The following is a 26,935-nucleotide window of genomic DNA, read 5'->3' on the forward strand; positions in this document are numbered from 1 at the left end:
CACCACATGCCCACGCTCATCCTCAACCAAGCCCGCTGTCGGGTCGCCTTGATTTCCGAACGGCTCGAGATTCTCAGTCCGTCGCTGGGAGAGCCGGATGCCGAACCCGAGCGCCGCACCGTGTCGCTCCTGGATGTGGAACGGGTAGTGGCGGGGGAGAACACGCATTTCACTCCGGCAGCTTGGGCGGAAATGTTGCGACGCCAAATTCCCATTCAGTTGTTCGCCTGGAACGGTCGCTTCCTTGGTGGTTTTCTGCCTGCCCAAAACCAACACGGTCTCTCCCGTCTGCGACAGTACCAACGCACTACCGATCCCGCCTTTGCCTTGCAAATGGCCGGTCGGATTATCGCCGCCAAAATTTATAATCAACGCCGCGTGATCCAGCGACTTCGAGCCAATCGCACTTTGACACAATCCACACCGGCCACCCCGGCAAATTCGGACCCCGGTCAGGCGACCCTCGCCTGGCTGGACACCAGCCTCGCACAAGCCGCCCGGGCTCGTTCCCTCGGGGAACTGCGCGGTCATGAAGGCGCGGCCACTGCCCGATATTTTCAAGCTTGGGCGGACTGCCTGCCTGCGGCGTTCCCTTTTGAACAACGCAGCACCCGTCCTCCCTTGAATCCGGTCAACGCCTGCATCTCCTTTGGTGCCACCTTGCTTTATCACGAAGCCGTTGCTTTTATCCACGCACACGGGCTGGATCCCGCCCTTGGCCTCCTGCACGCCACCGAAAACGGACGCTGGTCACTCGCCTTGGACCTCATCGAACCCTTCCGTCCCGTTCTGGTGGAAGCGCTGGCGCTGGATCTGTTCAGCCATCAAATTCTGAACACCTCGCATTTCGATGCCCGCGACGGTGGCTGCTACCTCAATGAAGCCGGCCGCAAGAAATTCTTCTTCCAATACGAACGCCGCATGGAACGGCAATTCCTCAGTGAATGCGTTGGCCACCGCACCACCCTGCGCCAACAACTCGAACATCAAGCCGTACAATTCAAAAGCGCCTTGGATCAACCCGAAAAATTTGAACCCTTCCTCATGAATTGAAACTCCACCTCCAAACACAGATACCGGCTGCTGGTCCAACGCCCTCGATGCCGAAAGGCATTGGAGACATCGCTCTTGGTTATAGGTGCCGAAGCCAGCTTGCGAGGGGCAGAACGCCCTCGATGCCGAAAGGCATTGGAGACCGAAGATTTGGAAGCGCTTGTCTTTGCGGTTCAGGAAGGGGCAGAACGCCCTCGATGCCGAAAGGCATTGGAGACAAAGCTTTTGAGGGGTGAACCAAGTCCCGTTGATTACTGGGCAGAACGCCCTCGATGCCGAAAGGCATTGGAGACATTTGGTTAAGGCATGGGACATGCTCGAAGAACGCAAGAGGGGCAGAACGCCCTCGATGCCGAAAGGCATTGGAGACTTCTTGAATTCCAACCCCAGGGCGATGCGGTCTAAGCCCGGGCAGAACGCCCTCGATGCCGAAAGGCATTGGAGACTTGCCTTTGGCGTTTGACGCCATGCGGGTGACAATCCAGGGGCAGAACGCCCTCGATGCCGAAAGGCATTGGAGACTTAAGATTTTCTCGACAGCCTCACGTAGAGGCTTGGGGGGGCAGAACGCCCTCGATGCCGAAAGGCATTGGAGACTCCCTCCATCAGGACTTTATTGACAGCCTCACGTAGAGGGCAGAACGCCCTCGATGCCGAAAGGCATTGGAGACCAGTTCCGCCCGCACCTTGGCTATCGTCTTGTCGTCCAGGGCAGAACGCCCTCGATGCCGAAAGGCATTGGAGACAGAGACTTGGGCAATTCAACGTTCACCTTGCTAAAGGTGAGGGCAGAACGCCCTCGATGCCGAAAGGCATTGGAGACTCACCAGATCAAGCGCGTGTTCTTCCATTCGTAAGACGGGCAGAACGCCCTCGATGCCGAAAGGCATTGGAGACGCATTTTGTCGCGTAGTGCCTCCACATCGCTAGCCGCGTGGGCAGAACGCCCTCGATGCCGAAAGGCATTGGAGACAACCGTGTCCCCCGGGAAAGGAATCTCTTAGCCGGGCCAGGGGCAGAACGCCCTCGATGCCGAAAGGCATTGGAGACAAGCTCTTGGGTAGTTCAACATTCACCTTGTGAAAGGTTGGGCAGAACGCCCTCGATGCCGAAAGGCATTGGAGACGTCTTTTCAATGGCGACCAGGTATTGTTTGCCCGAGATGGGGCAGAACGCCCTCGATGCCGAAAGGCATTGGAGACTTCGCTTGGTTTGTTTGTTAGTGGCAAGCTGCGAGCGAGGGCAGAACGCCCTCGATGCCGAAAGGCATTGGAGACCCCGCGCCGCTTCAATTTGCTCACGTCAATATCACCCGGGGCAGAACGCCCTCGATGCCGAAAGGCATTGGAGACTTGCTCATTTCAGCAGGGCATTGATGCGCCGTAGTTCGGGGCAGAACGCCCTCGATGCCGAAAGGCATTGGAGACAAAAGATTTGCGGTTTGCCGTTCACGTCCCGCATATTGCGGGCAGAACGCCCTCGATGCCGAAAGGCATTGGAGACCGCGCACTCAATTAGCGGGGTCATATTATCCTTTCGTGGGCAGAACGCCCTCGATGCCGAAAGGCATTGGAGACGTTTGAGCGCGACGTTTGAAGCCGTCGTTACTCCCCACGGGCAGAACGCCCTCGATGCCGAAAGGCATTGGAGACCAGCGCCGCGTCCGCTTCCATCTGCGCCAAAACGCGCGGGGCAGAACGCCCTCGATGCCGAAAGGCATTGGAGACTAAAACGTGCCGCCTCCCCAAGTTTCTTGTAGCCAACACGGGCAGAACGCCCTCGATGCCGAAAGGCATTGGAGACGAACCCGTAAGAAACACCATGTTTAATAGACTGTATGCTTCGATGTTCCACGATTGTTTATCTTTTCTGACCAAGGGCAGAACGCCCTCGATGCCGAAAGGCATTGGAGACTTCAGTTTCCCGCCGGGTAAGTTTTAGCAATTCGGATTTGGGCAGAACGCCCTCGATGCCGAAAGGCATTGGAGACATGTAGGCTTCGGTGCTCGCCAGCTTTTCCAAGATTTTGGGCAGAACGCCCTCGATGCCGAAAGGCATTGGAGACGGAAAGGCCCGTGTAGCGTCCCACCAGATCCAGGATCTCCGGGGCAGAACGCCCTCGATGCCGAAAGGCATTGGAGACCACCAGGCCCTCCTTTCTATCTCGTCACCGCCTGAAGGCGGGACTACGAACCAAGTTGCCTTCGCTGCCTGAAGGCGGGACTACGAACCCAACGCATCCCCCCGCCTGAAGGCAGAACTACAAACGAAACACCTCCTCCGCCTAAAGGCGGGACTACGAACCAAGTTGCCCTCGCTGCCTGAAGGTGGAACTACAAACATTCCTGCTGCTCGTAGTCCTGCCTTTAGGCAGATTGAACTTTCTCTTGTTGTTCGTAGTCCCGGCTTCAGCCGGAATTACAACCATCCGGCCGGGCGGTTCCGCATTGCTTCCGTTCGCGTGAAATTCCACTATGTTCACGGTGGTAAAAGTGACCAGCGACAAACTAAAAATCCGATAAACACCATGAAAATAAAATTGATGACAACAACCCTGGCGGCAGCCATTGGTTTCAGCTTCGCTCCCGCGAGCTTTGCGCAAGCCCCGAAGGTGGATTTCCCGGCGCCCAGCCCGACGTCCACGCTGAAGCAGCGCGTCGGTCTGACGGACATTGAAATTGTATATTCGCGTCCGGGAGTAAAAGATCGCGAAATTTTCGGCGGCCTCGTGCCTTACGGCAAGGTCTGGCGCACGGGCGCGAATAGCGCGACGCGGATTTCATTCAGCACGGATGTCAAATTGAACGGACACGATGTGCCTGCGGGAGCGTACGAACTGTTCACCATTCCCGATGAAAATGAATGGACCATCATCATCAACAAGGGCACGGGGCAATGGGGCGCGTTTCAATATGACGAAAAACAGGATTTCCTGCGCTTCAAAGTCAAGCCACGGCAACGCGCGCGTTCCGTGGAAACATTCACCATCGGCATCAGCAACATCCGGGACGAATACGCCACCATCAGTCTGGCTTGGGATAAAACCAGCATTCCGATCAAATTCGAAGTGGATTTAACTTCCAAACTCGTTCCACAAATCGAGGCCGCCATGGCCGCGCCCGATGGCAAGAAACCTTACTTCCAAGCCGCGACGTTTTATTACAATCACGGGCTTGATTCACAAAAAGCCTTGAAGTGGGTTAATGCTGCCGTCGCCGAAAATGAAGCGCATTACATCGTGCATTTGAAGGCCAAGGTTCTGGCGCGTCTCGGTGACAAAGCGGACGCCATCGCCGCCGCGAAACGCTCGAAGGAACTGGCCATCGCCGCCAAGGACTTCGGCTTCGTCAAGCTGAACGATGATTTGATCGCCAGCCTGCAGTAAACGCCTCATGAATCCGACGCAGGCTCCTGCTCGGTCGGCACGCTGGCTGGGAACGGTGGGAACATTGGGTTTGCCCCTGGCCCTGGCCGGCACACTGTGCTGGCCGGGTCAGGCGAAAGGAACTGAATTGCTCGCCACTCCCGCCGCCATCAAACAGGAATTGATCCGTTTCAACACGATCGGCAGCGTGTTGTTGATCGCGGCGCATCCCGACGACGAGAACACGCAGTTAATCACCTACCTGTCGCGGGGGCGGGGCTATCGCATGGGTTACCTCTCGCTGACGCGCGGTGATGGCGGACAAAATGTGATCGGGCCGGAGTTTGACGAAAAGCTCGGCGTGGCGCGCACGCAGGAATTACTGGCCGCGCGCCGATTGGATGGCGGCCAGCAGTTTTTCACCCGGGCGATAGATTTTGGTTACTCCAAAACGCCCGAAGAGACTTTGCGCTTTTGGGACCGGGACGCGGTGTTGGGCGACATTGTGCGCGTCATCCGAAAATTTCAGCCGGACGTAATCATAACTCGTTTCCCCATTCCGCCCGGCAGCGGTGGGCACGGACATCATACGGCATCAGGAATTCTGGGGCTTGAAGCGTTCAAGCAAGCGGGCGATCCCAACGCCTATCCGGATCAGATCCGAGCCGGGCTCCAACCGTGGTCGGCCAAACGCGTGCTGTGGAATGAATCCAGTTGGCAACGTCGCGATAGTTTGGAAGGACCAACCATCCGGGTGGACATCGGCGGCACCGATCCGGTGACGGGCGAGGGCTTTGGAAGCATCGCCGCGGCCAGCCGGGCGCAACATATCACGCAAGGCTTTGGCAACTTCAATCGCGGCAGCGGCAGCGGCCCCACGCCTGAAACGTTCCGACTGCTCGCGGGCGATCCGCCCACAAACGATCTGATGGACGGTCTGGATCTTACCTGGGCGCGTTATCCAGGTGGGGAAGAAATCGCGCAACAGACGCAAAAGGCGATCGCCGCTTTCGATCCGCAGTCACCGGCGCGCAGTGTGCCGGAATTACTGGCCATCCGCGCCAAATTATCCGCGCTGCCGGACAATGCGGTTCTGGCCGACAAACGCGCCCAACTGGATCACATTCTGCAATCCTGTCTGGGCTTGAGGGTGACCACCACAGCGGCGCGACCGGAAGTTGTGCCGGGTGAAACCGTAACCTTTACGCAAACGGTTCAACTGACCAGCGACGTGCCGGTGCGTTGGGTTGAAACACGGTTGCGCTACCCGGCGCAAACAATCCCAGTACACGCTCCGCTCGCCGTCGGAAAGGACCAGCAACAGGAGCTGCGCGTCACCGTGCCGTTGGATACGCCGTTGACGCAGCCTTACTGGTTGCGCGAACCGGGCACGAGCGGCACGTATCGGGTGGATGATTCAAGTTTGATTGGCACGCCGGAAAACGCGCCGACGTTTCCGATGGATTACGTTTTTGATGTAGCCGGACAAACGCTGGTGATTCCGGATGAACCGCGGTGCCGGATTAAAGACGACCAGACGGAGCGGCAACGACGGGTGGATGTGATTCCGCCGGTATCGCTGCGTTTCATGGCGGAGGTGAATCTGTTCCATCCCGGTCGCACGCGCTCCGTCACCGTGGCCGTAACGGCAGCGCGCCCCAACCTCAAGGGCACGGTGCAGCTCGAATCTCCGGTCGGCTGGAAAATCACTCCCGCCACGCGCGAGTTTACGCTCGCCACCCCCGGCGCGAGTCAGTCACTTTCGTTTGAAGTCACCGCGCCGTCTGAACCGGCGACCGCGCGGCTCGGCGTCAGCGCCTCGGTCAATCATCAGCGCTACGCCAACCAACGCATTGAAATCAATTACCCGCACCTCCCCTTCATGCTGCTGCAACCCCCGGCCCAGTCCCGCTTGGTGGCGGTGGATTTTGCGGTGCGCGGAAAAAATGTCGGCTACGTGCCGGGCGCGGGCGACGCAACCGTGGCCGCACTGGAACAGTTGGGCTATCACGTCACGACCTTGACCGGCAGCGATTTGACGCCGGAAAACCTGAAAGGATTGGACACGGTGGTGATTGGGGTGCGCGCTTTCAATGAACGCCAGGACCTTGCCGCGCGAATGACCGATTTATTTGACTACGTAAAAAACGGCGGCACGGTCATCGCGCAATACAACCGCCCGAACGACTTAAAGACGCAGGAGCTGGGACCGTATCCGCTTTCGATTCAAGGTCCGGCGCCGCAGTTGCGCGTGACGGATGAACACGCCCCCGTCACCTTTCTGGATCCGCAATCGCCCGCTTTGACCACGCCCAACCCGATCAGCGCCGCTGATTTCGACGGTTGGGTGCAGGAACGCGGTTTGTATTTTCCGAGTCAGTGGGACGAGGAACATTACGACGCGGTATTGGCAATGGCGGATCCGGGAGAGGCCCCGTTGCGCGGCAGTTTGTTGGTCGCCAAATATGGTCAGGGGTATTACGTCTATACTGCGGTTGCGTTTTTTCGGCAATTGCCGCAAGGCGTGCCGGGCGCGTATCGGTTGTTCGCCAATTTGATTTCACTGGGGAAATGACCAAGCCGCATCCGCCATCTGAAGCGCCGTCCGAGGAAGCGCCGAACGTTCCCGGTTTCCGCACCTGGCGCGGCATTTATGTATTCGTGTTGTTTTGGTTCATCGGCTGCGTTGCGCTGTTGGCGTGGCTTTCCCACGCCTTCAAATGAACTGGATTGACTGGCTGGTTCTGGTGGGAACGATGGTGGGCATTGCCGCCTACGGCACCTGGCGCACCCGCCACACGCGCAATCTCAACACGTACCTCAAGGGCAACGTCAACACGGGTTGGTTGACCATCGGCCTCTCGGTCATGGCCACCCAAGCCAGCACCATCACCTACCTTTCGCTGCCCGGGCAGGCGTTTGAAAGCGGCATTGACTTCATCCAAAACTATTTCGGTCTGCCGCTCGCGTTGATTGTGGTCTGCATCGTGTTTCTGCCAATCTACCGCAAACTCGGCGTTTATACCGCCTACGAATACCTCGGCAAACGGTTTGACGCCAAGACGCGGCTGCTCGGTGCGGCGCTGTTTCTCTTGCAACGCGGTTTGCAGGCGGGCATCACCATTTACGCGCCGGCCATCATTCTCTCGACCGTGCTGGGCTGGCGATTGGATTTGACGATTCTGTTCACCGGTCTGCTGGTGGTGGTGTACACCGTCACTGGCGGCAGTGCGGCGGTGAACCTGACGCAGAAATGGCAGATGGGCGTGATCTTCGTCGGGATGGTGGCCGCGTTCGTCATTCTGGTGTTGAAACTGCCGCCCGACGCCACGCACATCGCCGGCGCGTTGGGCAAATTACAGGGCGTGGACTTCACCCCGGACCTGAAACGCCGTTACACCTTCTGGAGCGGCATCCTCGGCGGATTCTTTCTCTCGCTTTCCTACTTCGGCACCGACCAATCGCAGGTGCAACGCTACATCGGCGGCGCCGCGTTGCGCGAAGGGCGCTTGGGGTTGATGTTCAACGCCGTGTTCAAAATCCCGATGCAATTCTTCATCGTGATGCTGGGCGCGCTGCTGTTCGTGTTCTATCAATTTCAGCCGAACACGCCCATCTTCTTCAACCAAACCGAGTGGCAGCGTCACGCGCAAGGTTCGCAAGGCGCGGAGCTGCGAATGATTGAAGCGAGGTTCGCCACGGTTCACGCCGAGAAGCAGGAGAAAATTCGCGCGTGGGTCGCCGCGCGTGATGGTGGCGACCCGACGCTCGAAAGCGCGGCCCGCACCACCATGATTGAATCCCATCAAGCCGCCAACGCGCTGCGCCAACAAGCCCGCAGCACGTTGCTCGCGCTGGATCCCACGGTGAAAACCAAGGACTCGGATTACGTGTTCATCACTTTCATTCTGACGCAGCTTCCGCATGGACTGGTCGGTCTGCTGATCGCCGTGATGTTTGCCTCGGCGCTGTCCTCCAAAGCCGGGGAGTTGAACGCACTCGGCACGACGAGCACGATTGATCTGTGGCGGCACTTCCGGCCTCTGGCCGTTCACGACGAGGCGCGCAATGTGCGCAACGCCAAATGGTTCACCGCGTTGTGGGGCGTTTTTGCCATTGGTTTTGCCCTGTTCATCGGCTTTGCCGAAAACCTGATTGAAGCTTTGAACATCGTGGCTTCCATTTTTTATCCGTCGCTGCTGGGCGTGTTTTGCGTGGCGTTCTTCTTCAAACGCGTCGGCGGTTCGGCGGTGTTCGGGGCGGCCATCGTCGCGCAACTGCTCGTCTTGCTCATCTTTTTCTGCGGCAAACTGTTTCCCGCCTATGAAATCGGCTACCTCTGGCTGAATCCCATCGGTTGCGCCGGTTGCATCGGCTTCAGCCTGCTCTTTCAACTGTTATTCGGTCGCCGCAACCCGGCGATCGCCAAATCATGAGTGCGTCACCGATCATTTGTTTTGGCCAGCAACCTTGTGGCTTTTTTCCGCGCCGCTTTCTCTTCGCCAAAATTCAGACGGCCCGCCGGCTGCAGTCGGAGATTGGCGGTGAAATCGTGTTCTTCTATCACGATAGCGACCATGACCCGCGTGAGACGCGCACTTTGTTGCGGCATCGCAAAACCAACGAACTGGCGCACCTGAATTTCAGCGTGACGAACAAAATCCAACGCAAATTCGCGCCGTTGTTTTTGAAACGCATCACTCCGGACTGGCCGCAGAAAACAGCGGCGCAACTGCCCAATTACGTCGGACACGATTTGATGGATTTATTTCAATCCGTGACGGCGGATAACGTGGCGGACTTCTGTCTCGAGATGTACCGGCGACTCGGTTTGCTGGACGGCATCCGTCTGGTGCGCTCAGGCGATCCAGCCGTACGCCGCGCCGCCTGTGAGATCGAAGACCGCTTCGTGGATGTGCCTTATGAAGGCGAAATCGTCCGCGCGCGCCTCACGCCCGAAGGGTTTCAACTTCACGAGGGCGGCAATTCCTTCTTGCACTTCCCGACCACCGCTTTTACGAAGGAACAGGTCAGCCCGACGCGCGACAGCCGTTTGCGTTGGATGCAATCGGTCGTGCGTTGCACGCATTACGTCGCCGGCATGGGCGAACAAAATTATTTGCACCCGGAGGAAACGCCGGAGATTACTTTCGTGAAGCGCGATTTTATTGAACGTTCTGATGAAGCCTATACCGAAATCTCCCGTTAAACTCGCGCCGTTGTTGGTCTTCGGCGCGCACCCGGACGACATCGAATTCGGCTGCGGTGGCGTGGTCGCTTTGGAAACCCGACGCGGCCGCCCGACGCATCTGGTGGTCTGCTCCCGAGGCGAAGCGGCCACGCACGGCACGCCCAAACAACGCGCGCGAGAAGCGCAACAGGCGGCGAAAATTTTGGGCGCTACAATCGAGTGGATAACGCTGGACGGCGATGCGCATCTGGAATTAAAGGTCGCGCACACGATCAAGCTGGCGAAGCTCATTCGCCAACACCGTCCCGGCCTCGTGCTGGCCCCCTGCCCCGTCGAAAATCAGCATCCCGATCACGACCGGCTCGGCAAACTGGTGCGCGATGCGGCGCGACTGGCGCGTTACGGCGGCGTCAAGGAATTGCGCCGCCAATTGCCCCATCGCATCGGACAATTGCTCTTTTACGCGTTGACGGAAGAAGTGCAGGCCGTCGCGGGCAACGCCGTGTTGATTGACATTTCCGATCCGGCTCTGGTCGCCACCTGGACTCAAGCCATGCAAGCCCACGCTTCCCAAATGGCGACCCGGCGTTACGTGGAAATGCAACTTCTGCGCGCCCGGCTGAACGGTCATCGCGCCGGTGTCGAATACGCGCAGGCGTTGTTTCCCAACGACCCGCCGCTCCTGGAATCATTAACGCCGCTGGAACGTGGTGCGCGTCATTTTTGACATGGTGGAGCGTCCCTTAAAAATTGGCATTACCTGTTATCCGAGCGTCGGCGGCAGCGGCGTGCTGGCCACTTTGCTTGGCGAAGAACTCGCGCAACGCGGCCACGAGGTGCATTTCATCAGTTACGAACGTCCATTTCGCCTGCCCGAAAACGCGCCGCGCGTTTACTTCCATCCCGTCGTCATCAATGACTACGAACTGTTCAAGTATCCGGATTACACCCTGCCGCTCTCCGTGCGCATGGCGGAAGTCAGCCAACAATATCAGTTGGATATTTTGCACGCGCATTACGCCGTGCCGCACGCCACCGCCGCGCTGCTCGCGAACGCCATGCTGCCCGCCGACGCGCGCCCCCGCATCATCACCACCGTGCATGGCACCGACACCACGCTGCTCGGAAATGATCCCGGCTATCGTCCGGCAATTTATCACGCTCTGGCCAACTCGGACGTCGTCACCGCCGTCTCCAATCATCTGCGCGCGGAAACCCAACGCGTCATCGGGTTCAACGGCCCCATCGAAGTGATCTACAATTTCTACGGTCCGCTGCCGCCACAACGCGCTCCGGAAACCGTGCGACGCGAACTGGGATTGCGCGACGAAACCCTGATCTTTCACGCCTCAAACCTGCGGCAAGTGAAACGCATTGACGTGCTGCTGGCCGCCGTCGCCCAGCTTCGTGATCGCCACGACTGGAAGTTGCTCATCCTGGCCGGCGCGCCATTTGCGCCCTACGCCCAAGACGTGCAACGCCTCGGCCTGACCGACCGCGTCATCGTGCGTGAAAAGGTTCTGGACGTGGAAGATTACCTGCAAATCGCCGACCTCGGATTGTTCACCTCGGACACGGAAAGTTTTTGTCTGAGCCTGCTGGAAGCCATGTGCTTTGGCTGTCCCAGCGTTTCGACGCGCGTTGGGGGCATCCCGGAAGTGATCGAAGACCAGGTCTCAGGTCGGCTGGCTCCCGCCGGTGACGCCGACGCCTTGGCTCAAAACCTCCGGCATTTGCTCTCCGATTCCGTTGAACGGATCAAACTGGGTCACGCGGCAAAAATTCGCGCGCAGGAACGCTTCTCCGCGGAAGTCATCGTGCCGCAGTATGAGGCGCTATACCGCCGCGCGTTGGAAAACCAACCCAAACACAGTTAGCTCCCGCCAGGTGCGGATTCGCATCAAGACCAGCGGACAACTACGGGTCGCGCAACGCCATCAACGCGGGCGGGATGGCGCGAAACGCTCAGCCGCGGCCGCGCGAAATTCCTCGTGAATTTCATTTTTCGCATAATTGATCCAGGCCACATCAATAAACAGGCTGATTCCAAACCAACCCGCTACAGCGGGCAGAGGGCTGGGAAACATTTGGGCGAACGGAAGAAAAATCAACATTAACAACCAAGGCAGTGTCAAAATCGAACTGGCCGCCAGACGAAAATCCCGGCGGGTCGTCGGCGTGGCGACGCTCTTCCACAATCCCAGCCAGAAGAGCGCAAGCAAGTCGGGAACGAAAATCCCGACGACCACCAACTGAATGCTCAGCATCGAAATTTGACCGGAGAAATCCAAATCATGGCGATACCAGCAAGCGCCCAACAGCGGCACCACCGTAGAGAGCAGGAGCAGAAACGAGTTGCGAAACCGACGGCATAACGCCTGCCGTTCCCCCGCGATGATTTCCGCCACCGACAACGGAGTTACGAGCAACAGCTCAATCGCGCCGCTTTTCCGATCCCCCCACAGGCGCTGGCCCACTTCATTGCTCACCATCGCCTTGAAGGACGCCAACAGTGCCCAAACGGTCATCATATAACTAACGGGGTGAAGCCAATCCTGGCGCAACTCATAAAGTCCCCCAATCCAAAATGCGCCAAACAACGCGTACACCAGCCAGAATCCGTTGACGCCGCGGCGTTGGCGCAAGACCAGCCAACTGTAAGCATTTTTGTCGAGCAGCCCCCGGTGGCGGTTGACTTTCCGCCCACGCCGCGACCCCGGTTCAGACCGACCGCGCGCCGCAAGCGGGAATTTCATTTTCCCTTCAGCCGTGGTTCGCCACGAACGCTGCAACTTAACGCCGGCCAAAATCAGGAACAGCCAGCCGAACGCATGAGTGATGGCCAGCGAAGGATAGAATAGATTTCCAAGCGACTGCGAATAGGCCGACGCCATGCCCGCCAGATAAGTAAAGACCGGGCATGGCAACAAAAAGATGAGTCGGTACGAGCCGTTGGTAAGGGGCGAATGTAGTTCCAACCAGCCCAGGAACGGCGGCACGCCAGTCACCAGCAGAATCAAACCCAGACCGACTGACGCTGCGGTTGCCGCGCGTTGACACCAAACTGAAGCCAACATTCCCGCGCTGAGCGAGAAAAATAGTGCGTTCAGAAACACCAGAGTCTGGCGCACATACTCGCCCCCGGTAACGCCGCCCAGCAGCAAGGGAATGCCCAATAACGGCACCACCGCCAGCAGCGCATAAAACAGAACGACCGAATGGGCGAGCAACTTGCCCAGCACCACGTCGTAGCCGCGCAAGTCCGTCAGAAACAGCAGCCCGAGCGTGCCTTCCCGCTTCTCGACACTCAGACAATCAGCCGTCGCCCGATAGCCCGCCACCAGCGCGAAGAGCGTGAGGCCGCCGGTCGCCAGATAAAACAACCCGGCGCCCATTTCGTGGGCGGAAAGCACGCCAGCTCCCAGCCGAAACCAACTGGCAGCAATCAGCAAAATCAGAGGCACCCAAAAGCGGACCCGATAAGTTCCCCGCCGTCGCGTCGCCACGCGCAACTCACGCTCGACGATCGGTAAAACTTGCACGACTTGCAGTTAGCCAAGTTCGCCGAAAGATTTCCAGCCCGAACCACCTGAACTGGGCTCCGCCCACCGTAACGCCATCCAGACCTGCAAACTCCAAATTAAAACAACTTGCCTCCCGATAAGGGCCAAATAAAATGCGGCGGTATCCATACGTGAAAACGTCTGAGCTAATCCAACCATGAAGACCGAATACCGGTTCTTTTTTTCAGGATAAGTTCAGAATTTATTGCGTGGAAATTCGACGAAATTACAACCTAAAAGTAAAATGATGAAAGCAACCAGATATCGTAGTGTTCAACTCGCTCCGCATTCGCCGCCGCACGGCGCGCGCGGAGCGTTGGTCCGGACCGGCGCCCTCGTTTTGAGTGCGGCGGTGTCACTGTTCGCAACTTCGGCGCGCGCGATGTTGTCCGACTATCAGAACGCCGTGATGAGTGAGTCCAGCCTCATCTCGTATTACACCTTTGATGGATCGGATCTTTCAGATAGTAAATTGCTCCATTGGGGTGAAGAAAAAGGGACTCCCGCCGTCGCTTACGTTCCCGGTGTGGATGGTGAAGGCATGTCCCTCAGTTTAGGCGGGCAGAATTGGATCAACTTTAACGTCGTCCCGGATTTTGCGTTCACGGATGGCGACGGCTCAATCGAGGCTTGGTTCCGGGCCGGCGAGAGAAATTACAATTCACTCCTCTTCGCCAACCGCGACGGATCCACCCGTTACAGCGTCAATCTGGACGCCAATAAAAAAGGCATCGGGATGTGGAATGGCAGTGCGTATGTTCCCACGGTGCCGATTCCCGATGCGGGCAACGCCTGGCATCACTTGGTGGTCGTATTCGAGGGTGGCGACTTCAAGGTCTATTTGGACGGCGTTTATGCCGGTTCCGTAAACCGCCCGTTGGGAAGTCCGTTAGATCGCCCCACCCAACTCGGCTCCACGTCTCCGTTTGCGGTGGACGAAGGTTGGATTGGCGAACTGGATGAAGTCGCCTTCTACGCCGATCCCCTGCCGCTGGCGACCGTCGCGGCGCATTACCAGGCGTTCCTTGTGGGTAAATCACCGGTGATCGTCAAGTCGCCCAACGGCGGCACGTTTCTACCCGGAGTGACGCTTAATCTCAAAGTCCAAGCCACCGGACCAGATCTCACCTATCAATGGTTCAAAGGCGACGACCTTCTAGCCGGTGAAACGGCAGCCGTTCTCTCCCTGCCGAATTTAAGTGCGGCCGAGGTTGGCAACTATTCGGTCAAGGTGTCCAATGCCGCTGGGGAGGTAACCAGTGACACCGCTTCCGTGGCTTTGGAAACTGAACTGCCCGCGGCGCTGGTGTCCTATCAAACGGCGGTTTCAAACGAAACCAGTTTGATTTCGTATTACACCTTCGACCATTTGCAGCCGCTGGATGATTTCGGTTCGCATGACGGCACCCTGTCGGGTTCTGCCGGTTGGGGCACGGGATTGGGTGGCGGCCCGGCGCAGGCTCTGGCCTTGGACGGCAAAGGACATGTCCGCCTCGGCGCGGTGCCGGATTTTGATTTCATTTCGGAAAGCGGAACCGTCGAGGGCTGGGTTCGAGCGGATTGGAGCGCATCTGATGCCGTCGCCGATTATCCATGCATGTTTGCCAATCGCAACGGCGGCACTCGCTGGAGTTTGCACATGAGCAAGAACAAGTCCACCCTGACCTTCTACAACGGGAGTGGCAGTGCGCTTTACACCATTCCGGGCGGTGCCGGCACCGTCTGGCATCACGTCGCAGCCGTGATTGACGCCGGGTATACTACCTATTATTGGGACGGCGCATTGCTCGCCACGATAGCGCGCCCCTTGGGCGGCGCCAGCGTCACTGTGCAGTTGGGTTCGTCCGCAGACAATACGACGGCGGAAGGCTGGTTTGGCCAGCTGGATGAAGTGGCGTTTTACTCAGAGGCCCTGCCCGCCGCCGCAATCGAAGCGCATTACAACGCCTATGCCGGCACCTTCCCTCCGGAGATTACCGCGCAACCCAAAGGAGGATACTATTTAGCCAATCAGCCGTGGCAAATTTCGGTCGGCACGACCGGAGTGCAGTTGAGCTACCAGTGGTATCGCGACGGGGTGGCGATCCCGGGAGCAACGAGCGTCAGTTTTGGCTCGGGAGCGGCCAGTCCCACTCTTTCGGGTCATTACCATGTGGAAGTGTCCAACGCCAATGGCACGGTCACCAGCGATGACGTGGAAGTTCACATCGGTAATGACATTGCCAATTATCAGAGTGTCGTTCAGAGCGAAAGCAGTCTCATTTCGTACTACACCTTTGACAACGAAGACGCGGAGGACGCGCAGTCTCTCTATCCCGGCACCATCGTGGGCGCCACTGAAACCAGCGTGACCTTCGGTTCGGGTGCGGGTGGAGTGCCCAACAAATCAGTTGTATTGGACGGCACGGGACACATTCGCCTCGGTGAAGTGGATGCGTTCAATTTTTACAGCGGTAGCGGGACCGTCGAAGCCTGGGTGCGCGCCAACTGGGTTAATCCAGCCAGCTACGATCCCACCATTTTTGCGGATCGCTTGGGGGACAGCGTTTGGAGCATTCACATGGAGCGATGGAAGAACTTCATCGGCAACTGGAACGGTGAACGTTTTTATCAACAACCCGTTTTCGGCGCCGAGCAATGGCATCATTACGTCGTTGTCTTTGAAGGCGGCCTCACCAAGATGTACTGGGACGGCAAACCGATCGGCACCGCGATCCAAGCCCTGAACAATTACCTCGGACGCACGACGCAAATCGGCTCCAGCGCCCCCGACGTCACGGCTGAGGGTTGGATGGGCGCTCTTGACGAGGTGGCGTTCTACTCCGAGGCGCTGGATGATACCGCCATCTGGAATCACTACGTGGCGATGACCGGCTCGGCGCTGCCGTTGCCGCCCGCGTTGACCATCACCTTCAGCGGCAACCAGGTCACCGTGGCCTGGCCCGCCGAAGCAACGGACTTCGAATTGGTAACGGCGGACACTTTGCCGACCAACGCTTGGACGGTGGTTCCCGGAGTGGTGGGTAACAGTGTAACCCTTGACGCCACGGGGACCAGCCAATTCTTCCGCCTCCGGAAAATTGAAATAGGCGTGCAATAACAAAACACGCAATTAACGCGCTGGCATCCGGAAGTCGGAACACTTCCGGATGCCTCGCTCCCCGTTCCAGGCCGGCGCCAATGGCACTGGATTCAGTCGTCGCATCAGTCGCCGGGCTTCCGGCGAATTCCTGTCCTTCCGTGCTGCTTTTCCCCGATCTGGTTCTCTGGTCGGAAATTCGCCCGGATTCATTCCTTCGGTTTGGGTGCGACAAGGTTCAAATCAGGGGACTGGACGACAGCAGACTTTTTTCCTAAAGTCCGTTTGTGCCAAATCCAGCCAAGAGCACTTCATCCGCCACCGCAACCAAAACGACGATGCCGTTTGAGGAGGCATTAGAGAAATTGGAGGCCGTCGTGGAAGCGATGGAGTCCGGGGAGTTGCCATTGGAGAAATTGATCGCGCGCTATGAAGAGGGCGTTAAGTTTGCGAAAATTTGTCAGGAAAAGCTGGCGGAGGCGGAGGTGAAGATTCAACAATTGGAACAAACCGCCACCGGCGAGTTGAAGTTGAAGCCGTTGACGGCTGATTTGGTCGAAGAATGACATGAGCAGATATCTGGATATGGTGGATGGGCCGGCCCACTTGAAAAAACTCTCGCCGCCACAGTTGGAAGTCATCGCGTCGGAAATCCGTCAGGAACTGATCACCAGTCTGGCCAAAGCCGGCGGCCATTTAGGCCCTAATTTGGGAGTGGTGGAGTTGACGCTGGCACTGCATTACGTCTTCGATTCGCCTACCGACAAATTTGTCTGGGACGTGAGTCATCAAGTTTACGTCCATAAAATTCTCACGGGGCGCAAGGACCGCTTTCATACCATCCGCCAAACCGACGGCTTGAACGGCTTCGCACTGCGTACTGAAAGCGAGCATGATTGCTACGGCGCGGGGCATGCCGGGACGGCGTTGTCCGCGGCGCTGGGTATCGCCTCCGGGCGGGATCGGCGCGGGACGGAAGAGAATGTGGTGTGTATCTTCGGGGATGCCGCCCTGACGAACGGTATTTCCTACGAGGCGCTGAACAACATTTCGCAAACCACAAAGAAGTTCATCGGCATTCTGAACGATAATGAGTGGAGCATTGCGGAAAATGTGGGGGCGATTAACAATTACCTCAACAAGCTGATCCGCAACCCGTCCTACAACAAACTGGCGCGCGACTTTCAGAATTTTCTGCGCAAACTGCCGAAGGGAGATCTGGCGGCGAAACTGGCGCGCAAAGCCGAAGAAGGATTCAAGGGCGCGCTCTCCGAGGTCAGCCTGCGTCGCAATGCGCCAATTGTGGATGCGGAAGGTCGCGGCGGTTACGGCAGCGCCATTTTGTTCGAGGAACTGGGCTTGCGCTATCTTGGTCCGATTGACGGGCACGATCTGCCGCTGCTGATCAAGACGCTGGAATTTGCCAAGTCCTGCGATCACCCCATCGTCATTCACATTCTGACCCGCAAAGGCAAGGGTTTTGAGGCCGCACTCAAAGCGCCGGAAAAATTCCACGGCTTGGGACCGTTTGATGTAAAAACGGGAGAAACCCTGCCAGCCAGCCCCGGCGCCGCCCCCAACTACCAGGACGTGTTCGGCCAGGCGTTGGTCAAGTTATGTCGAAAAAACAACACGTTGGTCGGCATCACGGCAGCCATGCCCAGCGGTACCGGGCTGAAGCATTTGGAAAAAGCCATGCCGGAACGTTACGTGGACGTGGGCATTGCCGAAGAACACGGAGTCATCTTCGCTGCCGGATTGGCAACCATGGGCTTCCATCCGGTGGTGGCAATCTATTCGAGCTTCCTGCAACGCGCGTATGACTGCATCCATCACGATGTGTGCCTGCAGGATCTGCCGGTGATTTTCTGCATGGATCGCGCGGGGTTATCCGCGAATGACGGCCCGACCCATCATGGCTTGTTCGATATCGCGTATCTCCGCTGCCTGCCAAACGTCATTGCGATGGCGCCAAAAGACGAGGACGAACTGCAGGACATGCTGTTTACGGCGACCCATCAAAATCATCCCACTTTCATCCGTTACCCTCGCGGAGCTGGCGAGGGCGTGCCGATCAAGGAGCAGCCGAAGTTGCTGGAAGTTGGCAAGGCGGAGGTAATCAGCACGTTCGCCAATTCCGGCAAACGCAAGGTGGCTCTCTTCGGTCTGGGTAGCATGTGTCATGTGGCGCGGGAAGCGGCGGCGGAACTGCGCGCGAGCGATTTCGACGTGGCGGTCGTCAACCCCCGCTTCACCAAACCGCTTGACGCGGGAACGCATGAATTTTTTGGACGGGGAGCGGACCTGCTCGTCACGCTTGAAGACCATGTGCTGATGGGTGGTTACGGTGCGGCGGTGTTGGAATGTTTCAGCGATCGCAGCCTGACGACGCCGGTGATTCGGGTCGGTTGGCCGGACCAATTCATCGAACACGCTTCGACACAGAATGAACTGCGCGCCAAATACGGCCTCACCGCCGCCAGCGTGGTTGCGCGAGTGAAGGCGCATTTCACCGATGCGGCGGTGGCACAGCGCAAATTTGCTGAAGTTGCCTGAACGCCAATTGCGGTGAAGGTAAAACCGCACCCCCAACCCCAACTTGAACGATGAGAAAGCCCTCTTTGCTCATCGTCTGGCTGACGGTTTTCATAGATCTGATCGGGTTCGGCATCGTAGTGCCGCTGACGCCGATTTTTGCGGAACGATTTCGCGCCAGCAGTCTTACCATCAGCATCATCCTCGCGAGCTTTTCGGCCCTGCAATTTGTTTTTGCACCGATCTGGGGGCGTTTATCCGATCGCAAAGGGCGTCGCCCCATCATGCTGATCAGCACGGCGGGCGCCATGTTCTCGTACGTCATTTTCGCGATCGGGTTGGAATTGCCGAACGCTGACGCGACGCTTGTCATTCTGATCCTCTCGCGCTCGCTGGCCGGAGCGTTCGGCGGAAACATCACCGTGGCGCAGGCTTACATTGCCGACATTACACCGCCTGAAAAGCGGGCGCAGCGCATGGGTTTGATCGGAATGGCGTTCGGACTCGGGTTTATTTTTGGGCCGGCCATTGGCGGTTTCTGTTTGAAGCACGGCGGTGTTGCCGCCCCCGGCTGGGCGGCGGCAGCCATTTGCGCCGGCAACCTGGCGCTGGCCTTCGGGTTGTTGCCGGAAAGTCGCCGGGCGGATTCTGGTCACGCGCCGCAGCGCCCACATTTCGCCCAATGGAAACACACGCTGATGACTCCCGGCGTCGGCCTGTTGGTGATGGTATTTTTTCTTTCGACGCTTTGTTTCAGTGCGTTCGAAGTGACGCTGGCATTGTTGGTGTGCGATAATTTCAAAATTGATATTCATGACGACGCGGCAACGGCGGCCGTGGCGACCTACCTTTTCGTGTACTGCGGATTGATCAGCGCTTTGGTTCAGGGCGGTATGATCAAGGGCATCGTCCGGAGGCTCGGCGAGCCTAAAGTAATCGCTTTGAGCTTGGTTCTAACCGCAATCAGTTTGATGTTCCTGCCGTTCATCCATGGAGATGGCACGCTTTCGTGGTCGGTGCTGACGCAGCGGGCGGGCGGTCCCTGGTGGACGCTGCTGGGTGCTTTGGCACTATTGGCCGTGGGCACGAGCCTCACGCGCCCGCCGTTATTCGGTCTGCTTTCCAATCTTACCGCCGCAAACGAACAAGGGGCGAACATTGGCGTCAATCAAAGCGCCGGAAGCCTTGCCCGCATCATCGGACAATTCGGCGCTCCGCTTATCCTGCTGGACGTTTCGCCTTACGTCCTGTTTCTGGGCAGCGGTTTGATGCTTTTGGTGGTGACTGGCATCGTGCTCCAGCGCTTGGTTCCTGCCGGCCAAAAACCTTCCGCCACCTGACGGTTCTGGCAACCACTTTGCTCGAAGAGTAATCAAGGCCCGATCAAAAGACCGGCGGCTGAACTCAAATTCTGCCGCCACCCACCGGCACCACTGGCGCGGGGAATTTCATCGGTAAAATTAATCCTGAAAAAAGTAAAAACTTTTGAATGACAAGCTGCCGAACTGGTCTTATGGTCAGACTGTCAGAGGTGTTATGAAGTTTAACAACACTCAACTGGAAACGCACAAGGAGCGTTTTTGGAATCGGTCATCCTCAACAATAAACATCATTGTCCAAGCTTATGACCAAAGCCACGATTGAAGCCATCAGTGACGCCATTCGCGATCCCAACCATCCCTTCCGCAAGACGGACTATCAACCCAAGAAGGCGATGAAGAATCGTTACGAACGGCGAAAGATCAAAGCCTATCTGCATCTGACCGACTGGGAAGCTGAGCCGGTGTAATCTCCGAGCTTTCATGGAAAGTCTTGTTACCGCCGCACCTGTAGGTGCGGCGGCTCTATTTTTGGCAGGTCGGGCAAACGCCAAAGAACTCCAACCGATGGGTGACTGCTTTGAAATGGCTCTGTGCAATCAGCCGCTTTTCTAAATCCGCGACGATACACTCCTCAAGTTCAACGATGCGATTACACTCGGTGCAAACCAAATGATGCAGGTGGGCGTCCGGGCGGTCGTTCAACCAGGCGAAGCGAGTGGTGCCGTTTTCAAAGTGAAACCGTTTCACCAATCCGATCTGTTCCAGGACTTTGACCGAGCGATAAACCGTCGCCAAGTCACAGTGATCCGCAGGGAGCGCCTGAAAAATTTCCTTATGCGTCAGGGAACCCGAAGCGCGCTGCAACACTCGTAAGATCGCCCGGCGGGGCGCAGTGATTTTACGCGCCTCCCGGCGTAGCCGCAGCGAGAGCCGGTGCTCGGCGGTGGCGCCCGCCGTGGTCGCGACAACAGCCTTCATGCGTCAATGCACAAACACACAGGCAATTCCCGCTGCCGAACCGATGATGATCGCGCCCAGCTTGGCCAGGTTGAAGCGATGTAAATCGCTCGATTCAAACAAAATCGTGGTGGAGATGTGCATGAAAATGCCGATGACAACCGCCATCATTTCCTTGCCATAGGCCGCCAGGGTCGTGTGGCTGCTGATGAACATGCCCAGCGGCGCCATGGCCGCAAACAACACCAGAATTCCGATGGCCTTTCCGCGCGGCATTCCGGATTGCAATAACATGCCCAAGAGAGCGATGGAGACGGGATAGTTATGGACGATGATGCTCGTCAACAAAAGCCGTCGCGTGTGCGGGTCCAGCCCCTGTCCCACCCCGGCGTGTCCTTTTCCCAACGCCAAAGCTTCCACCAAAGCGTGTAAACAAAGCCCCATCACGATGCCGACGGGCATGCGCTTGGCCACGACATGAGAATGACCATGCTCAACCCCCATGGAAATGACATCCAGCGCCACCTGGATGAAGAATCCCAATAACATCAGAAAACCGATCAACAAGACTCCGGACGACACCGCGTTCTCGTGGGCCGGATGATCGTGGTAAAGCTCCGGCAACAGGTGCAGAAACGTCAGGCTGAGCAGGAAGGCTCCGGTAAAGGCGTTCAGGAGACGAATGTGTCGCGCTTCGTAGAGTCGGAAGCCGAACACCGTGAGCGCCCCCAGCGCGATACTCGAGAGCAACAGCAGATACTCCATAAACGGACTTGGAAAGCGTTTGACCGGGAACGCCGTCACCTGGCGCTAATTGCAAAAGTTTGCAATTAGACAGGCAAAAAATCCCGTTGGTCGAAAAACCAACGGGAGACGAAGTTATTTAACCAACAACATCTGCCGGGCGCGTTTGATGGCGCGGCTCAACCGGCGTTGGTAGTGCGCGGGCAGGCCGGTGTATTTACGCGGCAGAATGCGCCCCTGGTCCGTCACGAATTGACGCAGCAGATTGGTGTTCTTGAAATCCAGAGCGTCCACCGTGAAATCAATTTTCGGCTTCGGCCGGGGCGTGCGTCTTTCGGTGCTGTTACGACGTCCGTGTTTGTCCGATTTATCGGTATTGGTCTTGCGTGGCATGGCTTACTTGATCTCCTTGTGCAACGTGTGGCGGCGGAGAGCCGGGTTGTATTTTTTCAATTCCAACTTCTCCGTCTGTAGTTTTTTATTGCGAGTGGTCGTATAACGAGAGGGGGATTTCCCCTCCTTCCGAGCCTCGGTGCATTCGATGGTGATTATTTCACGCGGCATAAAATTTTCTATTCTTCTTTTTCTTTGGCCGGCTTTTCATCCGGCGCGTCATCGTTGTCGTCTTCCAACTCGGCGGTGGCCGCGGCATCCACGGTGCCCAACTGGCCAAGCCGGCGTTGGCGCAAAGCGCCTTCACGTTCCAATTGCGCCTGCGCCTGCACGGTGAAACGCGCCCACGGAATGGCTTCAAGCCGTGCCTTGGGAATCGCCTTCCCGGTCAATTCACACACACCATAAGTGTTTCGCTCGATCCGTTTCAAGGCTTCTTCAATCTCGTAAAGCGCGTCTTGATCGGCAGACAACAAACTAAGCGCGAAATCGCGGTCAAAATTGTCCGTTCCGGAATCGGCCATGTGCAGGCCGTATCCCGCGATTTCCTCGGCGGATTCTTTCGCCAATCCCGACATTTGCCGGACCAATTGGGCGCGCAACTCTTGCAGGTGGAGATAATACTTTTGCCACTCGGGCTTCACGCGTTTGGGCTTAAGCTCATTGGCGCCCGATTTCCCGCCCACGGGGCGACCGAGGATCGCTGCTGCCGAGGCTGGCGCATGTGAGGTCACTCGTCCCGTTTTCTTGGTTGCTTTCTTCTTTGCAGTCACGCGTCTATTTTTCGATAATTCTAGCCTGATTTTTCACTCCTCGGAGCCCATTGTTTCCTACGAGGGGCGCGACTCTATCAGATGAACGAAAATAATCCATAAAAAAGTTCGGTAAAAACGCTTCGGAATTGACGACCGATTTTCAAAGTAACGCCTGGTCGCTCTTGACTTGACCCCAGCTTTCCTCAACATCGTTTCGTGGCTTTATTCACAATCCAAAGTGATTTCCGTTACGAGGTCGTTCGGAAGATTTTCGAGGGCGGCATGGGGGTGGTGTACGAAGCCGAACAACGCGGCGCGCGCGACTTTGTTAAACGGGTGGCCATTAAAATCATCCGCCCCAATTACGCCAGCCAGAAAATGTTCATTGAGAACTTCATTGGCGAAGCCAAACTGGTCGCCGACCTCATCCACACCAACATCGTCCAAACCTATCACCTCGGGGAAACCAACAACGCCTGTTTCATTGCGATGGAGCTTATTCGCGGGGTGAACCTGGAGCAATTCGGCCAACAGCTCGCGGAGAAGCGTCGCCAACTGCCGTTGGAGCTGGCGGTATTCATCACCAGTCGAGTGGCGCGCGGACTCGCCTACGCCCATGCGAAGACCGGCCCGGATGGAAAGCCGCTGGGCATTGTGCATCGTGACGTCAGCTTTAAGAACATCATGATTGCTTTCGAAGGCGACGTTAAGCTGACTGATTTCGGTATTGCCAAAGCGCGCGGATTTCTGACGGATCAAGAAGGCGAAGTCGTCGCGGGCAAGGCTGATTACATGAGCCCCGAGCAGGCGGATTTTCAAATCACGGATAAACGGTCCGATCTGTTTTCCGCAGGCGTCGTGCTGGCGCACCTGGTGCTTGGATACAATATTTTCAAGGGGCTCACCGCCGAAGAATCGCGCCAACGGGTCATTAAGCAGCCGATCCCCGACTTTCGCACCTTGGACGCCCGGGTGGACGACCGATTAAACAACATTTTACAGCGTTGTTTGACCCGGGATCGCCAGCAACGCTTCGCCACCGCGGATGAGTTGATGTACGAGCTGGAGTATTACATCTACCACGGCGGCTATGGCCCCACCAACGAGACGCTGGGCAAATTCATCCGCGAACTGTTCGGCCAACCTTCGTCCGCAGCGCAAACCGCGGAATTACAGAAGCGGACCGAACTTATGGAAAACAGTTCCCGGCTCCACGCCAACTCGTGACGCAATGAAACGACGCACCTCAAATTCCATTGTTCGCCTCGGCCTGTTACAACACGCCTGCGGTCCGGACCCGATTGCCAATCGCAAAAAAGCCCTGACGCTGGCGGAACGTGCCGCTAAACAGGGCGCGCAAATCATCTGCACGCAGGAATTGTTCACCTCGCAATACTTTTGTCAGAGCGAAGATCACGACTGTTTTCAACTGGCCGAACCCATTCCCGGACCGAGCACGCAGGCGTTCCAAAAACTGGCCAAGCGGCATCAAGTTGTCGTGATCGCGTCGCTTTTCGAGAAACGCACGGCGGGGGTTTATCACAACTCCGCCGCCATCATTGACGCGGATGGAAAATTGCTCGGCACGTATCGCAAGATGCACATTCCGGATGACCCGTTGTACTATGAGAAATTTTATTTCACGCCGGGCGATTTGGGTTTCCGCGTGTGGCATACACGCTACGGCAAAATCGGTGTTTTGATTTGTTGGGATCAATGGTATCCGGAAGGCGCGCGACTCACCGCCATGCAAGGCGCGCAAATCCTGTTCTATCCCACCGCCATCGGCTGGCATCCGAGCGAAAAACCGTCACACGGAGACAAGCAACACGGCGCCTGGGAAATCATTCAGCGCAGCCACGCCGTAGCCAACGGATGCTACGTCGCGTCGGTGAACCGGGTTGGCCATGAAATCCTCTCCACCGTGGGCGGCGCGGGAATCGAGTTTTGGGGCCAAAGCTTTGTTGCCGGCACCGCCGGTGAAATTCTGGCCAAGGCCGGCAACCACCAGGAAGAAGTCCTCATTGTCCCCGTGGATCTGGCGCAAGTGGACCTCACCCGCACGCACTGGCCATTTTTGCGGGATCGCCGAATTGACGCTTACGGTGACATCACCCGCCGACTCATTGATTGACTTGGGAAACTGACCCTGGCTTGAGGTGCGGTTTTCCTTTCGCTCCGCTTGCTCCCCTGCCCGTTTTACATCAACATTCTCGCACAATGAAAAAGAAATCGTCTGCTCATACCGAACCGAACCTTCGCCCTTTTTCCAGCGCCTTGCTCGACGGACCGGAACGCGCCGCCGCGCGCGCCATGTTGTATCCAGTCGGCTTTCGCGCGGAAGACTTCAAAAAGCCGCTCATCGGGGTGGCGTCCACCTGGAGTGACGTCACGCCATGCAACATGCACATTGACGATCTCGCCCTGGCGGCCGAAGCCGGCGTCAACGCCAACGGCGGCAAGGCGATTGTCTTCAATACCATCACCGTCTCCGACGGCATCTCGAATGGCAATGAGGGCATGAAATACTCGCTCGTGTCGCGCGAAGTCATTGCGGACTCAATCGAAACCGTGGTCGGCTGCGAAGGCATGGACGGCTACCTCGCCATCGGCGGTTGCGATAAAAACATGCCCGGGGCCTTGATTGCCATGGCGCGCATGAATCGGCCCGCCGTTTTCGTTTACGGCGGCACCATTTTACCCGGATTGCTCAAGTCGCCACATTCACCCGGCGGCGACAAGGAAGTTGATATTGTTTCCGTCTTTGAAGCCATTGGACAACACGCCGCGGGCAAAGTCAGTGACGAGGAATTGCACGCGGTGGAGTGTTGCGCCATTCCCGGGCCGGGCGCCTGCGGCGGCATGTACACCGCCAACTCCATGGCCAGCGCCATCGAAGCGCTGGGTATGAGTCTGCCCAACAGTTCGGCGCAGAACGCCATTTCCAAGGCGAAGCTCGAGGATTGTCGTCGCGCTGGCGCGGCGGTGGTGAACATGTTGCGCCAAGGCATCCGACCGCGTGACATTCTCACCCGCAAAGCCTTCGAAAACGCAATCACCACCGTTATCGCGTTGGGCGGTTCAACCAATTGCGTGTTGCACCTGTTGGCCATCGCCCAGGCCGCGAACGTAAAACTCTCGATTGACGATTTCACCCGCATCGGCAAACGCGTGCCGGTACTGGCGGACCTGCGACCGAGCGGCACTTTCAGCATGAGCGCACTGGTGGCAATCGGCGGAATTCGGCCCCTGATGAAAACCTTGTTGGATGCCGGTTTGCTTCATGGTGATTGCCTTACCGTCACCGGCGAAACCATGGCGGCAACCCTGGCGGACGTGAAACCTTACCCGCCCGGTCAGAAGATCATTTATCCACTGGATAACCCGATCAAGAAAGACAGCCATCTGGTCATTTTCTACGGCAACCTCGCGCCCGAAGGCGCGGTCGGTAAAATCACCGGCAAGGAGGGCACACGTTTTGAAGGTAAAGCCATCGTGTTCAAGGGCGAAGAAAAAGCGTTGCACGCCATTCTCGATGGGACGGTCAAAGCCGGTCACGTTGTGGTCATTCGTGGCGAAGGGCCGAAAGGCGGTCCCGGAATGCGCGAAATGCTTTCCCCGACGAGCGCCATCATGGGCAAAGGTCTGGGCAAAGACGTGGCGTTGCTGACCGATGGCCGGTTCAGCGGCGGCAGCCACGGATTTGTGGTCGGCCACGTCACGCCGGAAGCCTATGTAGGCGGTCCGATCGCGCTCGTGAAAAATGGCGACAAAATCATCATTGATTCCGTCAAACGCACGCTCACGTTGGCCGTGCCCGCCAAGGAACTGGCGAAGCGAAAGAAAGCCTGGAAGCAACCTAAACCGCAGTACACCCGAGGCGTGCTGGCCAAGTTTGCCGCGCACGTGACCAGTGCTTCGCAAGGCGCCGTGACCGATCTCGATTTGAAATTGTAACCTCGGCAAACGGTCGCCAATG

22 protein-coding genes and 2 CRISPR repeat arrays are annotated in these 26,935 nt (G+C 57.5%); of the genes, 16 read left to right on the forward strand and 6 right to left on the reverse strand.

All coding sequences use genetic code 11. From position 1 onward, the window contains the following. Nucleotides 1-6: 6 nt before the first annotated feature. The 8 genes from cas1 (at nucleotide 7) to bshA (ending at nucleotide 11,485) form a co-directional block, all read left to right on the forward strand. On the forward strand, nucleotides 7-1,053 hold the full coding sequence (cas1, locus tag M9920_00180; GenBank protein ID MCO5050710.1) for a CRISPR-associated endonuclease Cas1: 1,047 nt from the start codon (nucleotides 7-9) through the stop codon (nucleotides 1,051-1,053). Between the two features lie 31 nt (nucleotides 1,054-1,084). After that, nucleotides 1,085-2,856: direct repeats of the CRISPR family, unit length 37 nt; unit sequence GGGCAGAACGCCCTCGATGCCGAAAGGCATTGGAGAC. Between the two features lie 74 nt (nucleotides 2,857-2,930). Continuing rightward, a CRISPR array of direct repeats spans nucleotides 2,931-3,196; the repeat unit is 37 nt; unit sequence GGGCAGAACGCCCTCGATGCCGAAAGGCATTGGAGAC. 384 nt (nucleotides 3,197-3,580) lie between these two features. Then, nucleotides 3,581-4,438: a DUF2911 domain-containing protein gene (locus tag M9920_00185; GenBank protein ID MCO5050711.1), complete on the forward strand. Its 858-nt coding sequence runs from the start codon at nucleotides 3,581-3,583 to the stop codon at nucleotides 4,436-4,438. Between the two features lie 7 nt (nucleotides 4,439-4,445). Then, nucleotides 4,446-6,992, forward strand: a complete 2,547-nt coding sequence (locus M9920_00190; protein ID MCO5050712.1) for a PIG-L family deacetylase — start codon at nucleotides 4,446-4,448, stop codon at nucleotides 6,990-6,992. Then, complete coding sequence (locus M9920_00195; GenBank protein MCO5050713.1) at nucleotides 6,989-7,141, forward strand: hypothetical protein; 153 nt, start codon at nucleotides 6,989-6,991, stop codon at nucleotides 7,139-7,141. The genes M9920_00190 and M9920_00195 overlap by 4 nt, the downstream gene beginning before the upstream one ends. Then, the gene (locus M9920_00200; protein MCO5050714.1) at nucleotides 7,138-8,853 is read left to right on the forward strand and encodes a sodium:solute symporter; all 1,716 of its coding nucleotides are present in this window, start codon (nucleotides 7,138-7,140) and stop codon (nucleotides 8,851-8,853) included. Before M9920_00195 ends, M9920_00200 begins: the two co-directional genes overlap by 4 nt. Further along, nucleotides 8,850-9,626, forward strand: a complete 777-nt coding sequence (locus M9920_00205) for a hypothetical protein (protein ID MCO5050715.1) — start codon at nucleotides 8,850-8,852, stop codon at nucleotides 9,624-9,626. The genes M9920_00200 and M9920_00205 overlap by 4 nt, the downstream gene beginning before the upstream one ends. Then, complete coding sequence (locus M9920_00210; protein ID MCO5050716.1) at nucleotides 9,598-10,335, forward strand: PIG-L family deacetylase; 738 nt, start codon at nucleotides 9,598-9,600, stop codon at nucleotides 10,333-10,335. The genes M9920_00205 and M9920_00210 overlap by 29 nt, the downstream gene beginning before the upstream one ends. After that, nucleotides 10,316-11,485 carry an N-acetyl-alpha-D-glucosaminyl L-malate synthase BshA gene (gene bshA, locus M9920_00215; GenBank protein ID MCO5050717.1) on the forward strand — a complete coding sequence of 390 codons (1,170 nt, stop codon included), beginning with the start codon at nucleotides 10,316-10,318 and terminating at the stop codon, nucleotides 11,483-11,485. Before M9920_00210 ends, bshA begins: the two co-directional genes overlap by 20 nt. 60 nt (nucleotides 11,486-11,545) lie before the next feature. Here the strand turns inward: bshA and M9920_00220 are convergent, their stop codons facing one another. Beyond that, complete coding sequence (locus tag M9920_00220; GenBank protein MCO5050718.1) at nucleotides 11,546-13,150, reverse strand: ABC transporter permease; 1,605 nt, start codon at nucleotides 13,148-13,150, stop codon at nucleotides 11,546-11,548. Between the two features lie 268 nt (nucleotides 13,151-13,418). On the opposite strand from M9920_00220, the gene M9920_00225 reads away from it, so the two are divergent. From M9920_00225 to M9920_00245, 5 genes are all read left to right on the forward strand, one after another. Then, nucleotides 13,419-16,271 carry a hypothetical protein gene (locus M9920_00225; protein ID MCO5050719.1) on the forward strand — a complete coding sequence of 951 codons (2,853 nt, stop codon included), beginning with the start codon at nucleotides 13,419-13,421 and terminating at the stop codon, nucleotides 16,269-16,271. 266 nt (nucleotides 16,272-16,537) lie between these two features. Further along, entirely contained in the window at nucleotides 16,538-16,816 is a 279-nt protein-coding gene (xseB, locus tag M9920_00230; protein MCO5050720.1) for an exodeoxyribonuclease VII small subunit, read from the forward strand. A 1-nt stretch (nucleotide 16,817) separates the two neighbouring features. Beyond that, nucleotides 16,818-18,806: a 1-deoxy-D-xylulose-5-phosphate synthase gene (dxs, locus tag M9920_00235; GenBank protein ID MCO5050721.1), complete on the forward strand. Its 1,989-nt coding sequence runs from the start codon at nucleotides 16,818-16,820 to the stop codon at nucleotides 18,804-18,806. 50 nt (nucleotides 18,807-18,856) lie between these two features. Beyond that, a complete protein-coding gene (locus tag M9920_00240; protein ID MCO5050722.1) occupies nucleotides 18,857-20,125 on the forward strand; it encodes an MFS transporter in 1,269 nt (422 codons plus the stop codon). A 284-nt stretch (nucleotides 20,126-20,409) separates the two neighbouring features. Continuing rightward, a complete protein-coding gene (locus M9920_00245; GenBank protein MCO5050723.1) occupies nucleotides 20,410-20,574 on the forward strand; it encodes a hypothetical protein in 165 nt (54 codons plus the stop codon). A 55-nt stretch (nucleotides 20,575-20,629) separates the two neighbouring features. Here the strand turns inward: M9920_00245 and M9920_00250 are convergent, their stop codons facing one another. The 5 genes from M9920_00250 to M9920_00270 all read right to left on the reverse strand — a co-directional run bounded on the left by M9920_00250 (nucleotide 20,630) and on the right by M9920_00270 (nucleotide 22,974). After that, a complete protein-coding gene (locus M9920_00250; GenBank protein MCO5050724.1) occupies nucleotides 20,630-21,085 on the reverse strand; it encodes a transcriptional repressor in 456 nt (151 codons plus the stop codon). A gap of 3 nt (nucleotides 21,086-21,088) precedes the next feature. Further along, the gene (locus M9920_00255; protein MCO5050725.1) at nucleotides 21,089-21,829 is read right to left on the reverse strand and encodes a ZIP family metal transporter; all 741 of its coding nucleotides are present in this window, start codon (nucleotides 21,827-21,829) and stop codon (nucleotides 21,089-21,091) included. Nucleotides 21,830-21,943: 114 nt separating this feature from the next. Continuing rightward, nucleotides 21,944-22,201 (reverse strand): 30S ribosomal protein S18, encoded by a 258-nt coding sequence (gene rpsR, locus M9920_00260; protein ID MCO5050726.1) that lies wholly within the window; start codon nucleotides 22,199-22,201, stop codon nucleotides 21,944-21,946. Nucleotides 22,202-22,204: 3 nt separating this feature from the next. After that, on the reverse strand, nucleotides 22,205-22,372 hold the full coding sequence (rpmG, locus tag M9920_00265; GenBank protein ID MCO5050727.1) for a 50S ribosomal protein L33: 168 nt from the start codon (nucleotides 22,370-22,372) through the stop codon (nucleotides 22,205-22,207). An 8-nt stretch (nucleotides 22,373-22,380) separates the two neighbouring features. After that, a complete protein-coding gene (locus M9920_00270; protein ID MCO5050728.1) occupies nucleotides 22,381-22,974 on the reverse strand; it encodes a TraR/DksA family transcriptional regulator in 594 nt (197 codons plus the stop codon). Between the two features lie 198 nt (nucleotides 22,975-23,172). On the opposite strand from M9920_00270, the gene M9920_00275 reads away from it, so the two are divergent. The 3 genes from M9920_00275 (at nucleotide 23,173) to ilvD (ending at nucleotide 26,913) form a co-directional block, all read left to right on the forward strand. Beyond that, nucleotides 23,173-24,183: a serine/threonine protein kinase gene (locus M9920_00275; GenBank protein ID MCO5050729.1), complete on the forward strand. Its 1,011-nt coding sequence runs from the start codon at nucleotides 23,173-23,175 to the stop codon at nucleotides 24,181-24,183. A gap of 4 nt (nucleotides 24,184-24,187) precedes the next feature. Continuing rightward, on the forward strand, nucleotides 24,188-25,090 hold the full coding sequence (locus M9920_00280; protein MCO5050730.1) for a carbon-nitrogen hydrolase: 903 nt from the start codon (nucleotides 24,188-24,190) through the stop codon (nucleotides 25,088-25,090). Nucleotides 25,091-25,176: 86 nt separating this feature from the next. Next, nucleotides 25,177-26,913 (forward strand): dihydroxy-acid dehydratase, encoded by a 1,737-nt coding sequence (gene ilvD / locus M9920_00285; GenBank protein ID MCO5050731.1) that lies wholly within the window; start codon nucleotides 25,177-25,179, stop codon nucleotides 26,911-26,913. Nucleotides 26,914-26,935: the final 22 nt, after the last annotated feature.

This window comes from Verrucomicrobiia bacterium (genome assembly GCA_023953615.1).
Lineage (GTDB): Bacteria > Verrucomicrobiota > Verrucomicrobiia > Limisphaerales > JADLHS01 > JADLHS01.

Excerpts from the sequence above, each read along its gene's own strand:
- M9920_00240 (MCO5050722.1), top strand. The coding sequence starts at position 18,857 with ATGAGAAAGCCCTCTTTGCTCATCGTCTGGCTGACGGTTTTCATAGAT.
- M9920_00245 (MCO5050723.1), top strand. The coding sequence starts at position 20,410 with ATGACCAAAGCCACGATTGAAGCCATCAGTGACGCCATTCGCGATCCC.
- M9920_00255 (MCO5050725.1), bottom strand. The coding sequence starts at position 21,829 with ATGGAGTATCTGCTGTTGCTCTCGAGTATCGCGCTGGGGGCGCTCACG.
- M9920_00225 (MCO5050719.1), top strand. The coding sequence starts at position 13,419 with ATGAAAGCAACCAGATATCGTAGTGTTCAACTCGCTCCGCATTCGCCG.
- M9920_00210 (MCO5050716.1), top strand. The coding sequence starts at position 9,598 with ATGAAGCCTATACCGAAATCTCCCGTTAAACTCGCGCCGTTGTTGGTC.
- dxs (MCO5050721.1), top strand. The coding sequence starts at position 16,818 with ATGAGCAGATATCTGGATATGGTGGATGGGCCGGCCCACTTGAAAAAA.
- M9920_00200 (MCO5050714.1), top strand. The coding sequence starts at position 7,138 with ATGAACTGGATTGACTGGCTGGTTCTGGTGGGAACGATGGTGGGCATT.
- M9920_00185 (MCO5050711.1), top strand. The coding sequence starts at position 3,581 with ATGAAAATAAAATTGATGACAACAACCCTGGCGGCAGCCATTGGTTTC.
- M9920_00250 (MCO5050724.1), bottom strand. The coding sequence starts at position 21,085 with ATGAAGGCTGTTGTCGCGACCACGGCGGGCGCCACCGCCGAGCACCGG.
- cas1 (MCO5050710.1), top strand. The coding sequence starts at position 7 with ATGCCCACGCTCATCCTCAACCAAGCCCGCTGTCGGGTCGCCTTGATT.
- ilvD (MCO5050731.1), top strand. The coding sequence starts at position 25,177 with ATGAAAAAGAAATCGTCTGCTCATACCGAACCGAACCTTCGCCCTTTT.
- M9920_00195 (MCO5050713.1), top strand. The coding sequence starts at position 6,989 with ATGACCAAGCCGCATCCGCCATCTGAAGCGCCGTCCGAGGAAGCGCCG.
- rpsR (MCO5050726.1), bottom strand. The coding sequence starts at position 22,201 with ATGCCACGCAAGACCAATACCGATAAATCGGACAAACACGGACGTCGT.
- M9920_00190 (MCO5050712.1), top strand. The coding sequence starts at position 4,446 with ATGAATCCGACGCAGGCTCCTGCTCGGTCGGCACGCTGGCTGGGAACG.
- rpmG (MCO5050727.1), bottom strand. The coding sequence starts at position 22,372 with ATGCCGCGTGAAATAATCACCATCGAATGCACCGAGGCTCGGAAGGAG.
- M9920_00280 (MCO5050730.1), top strand. The coding sequence starts at position 24,188 with ATGAAACGACGCACCTCAAATTCCATTGTTCGCCTCGGCCTGTTACAA.
- M9920_00205 (MCO5050715.1), top strand. The coding sequence starts at position 8,850 with ATGAGTGCGTCACCGATCATTTGTTTTGGCCAGCAACCTTGTGGCTTT.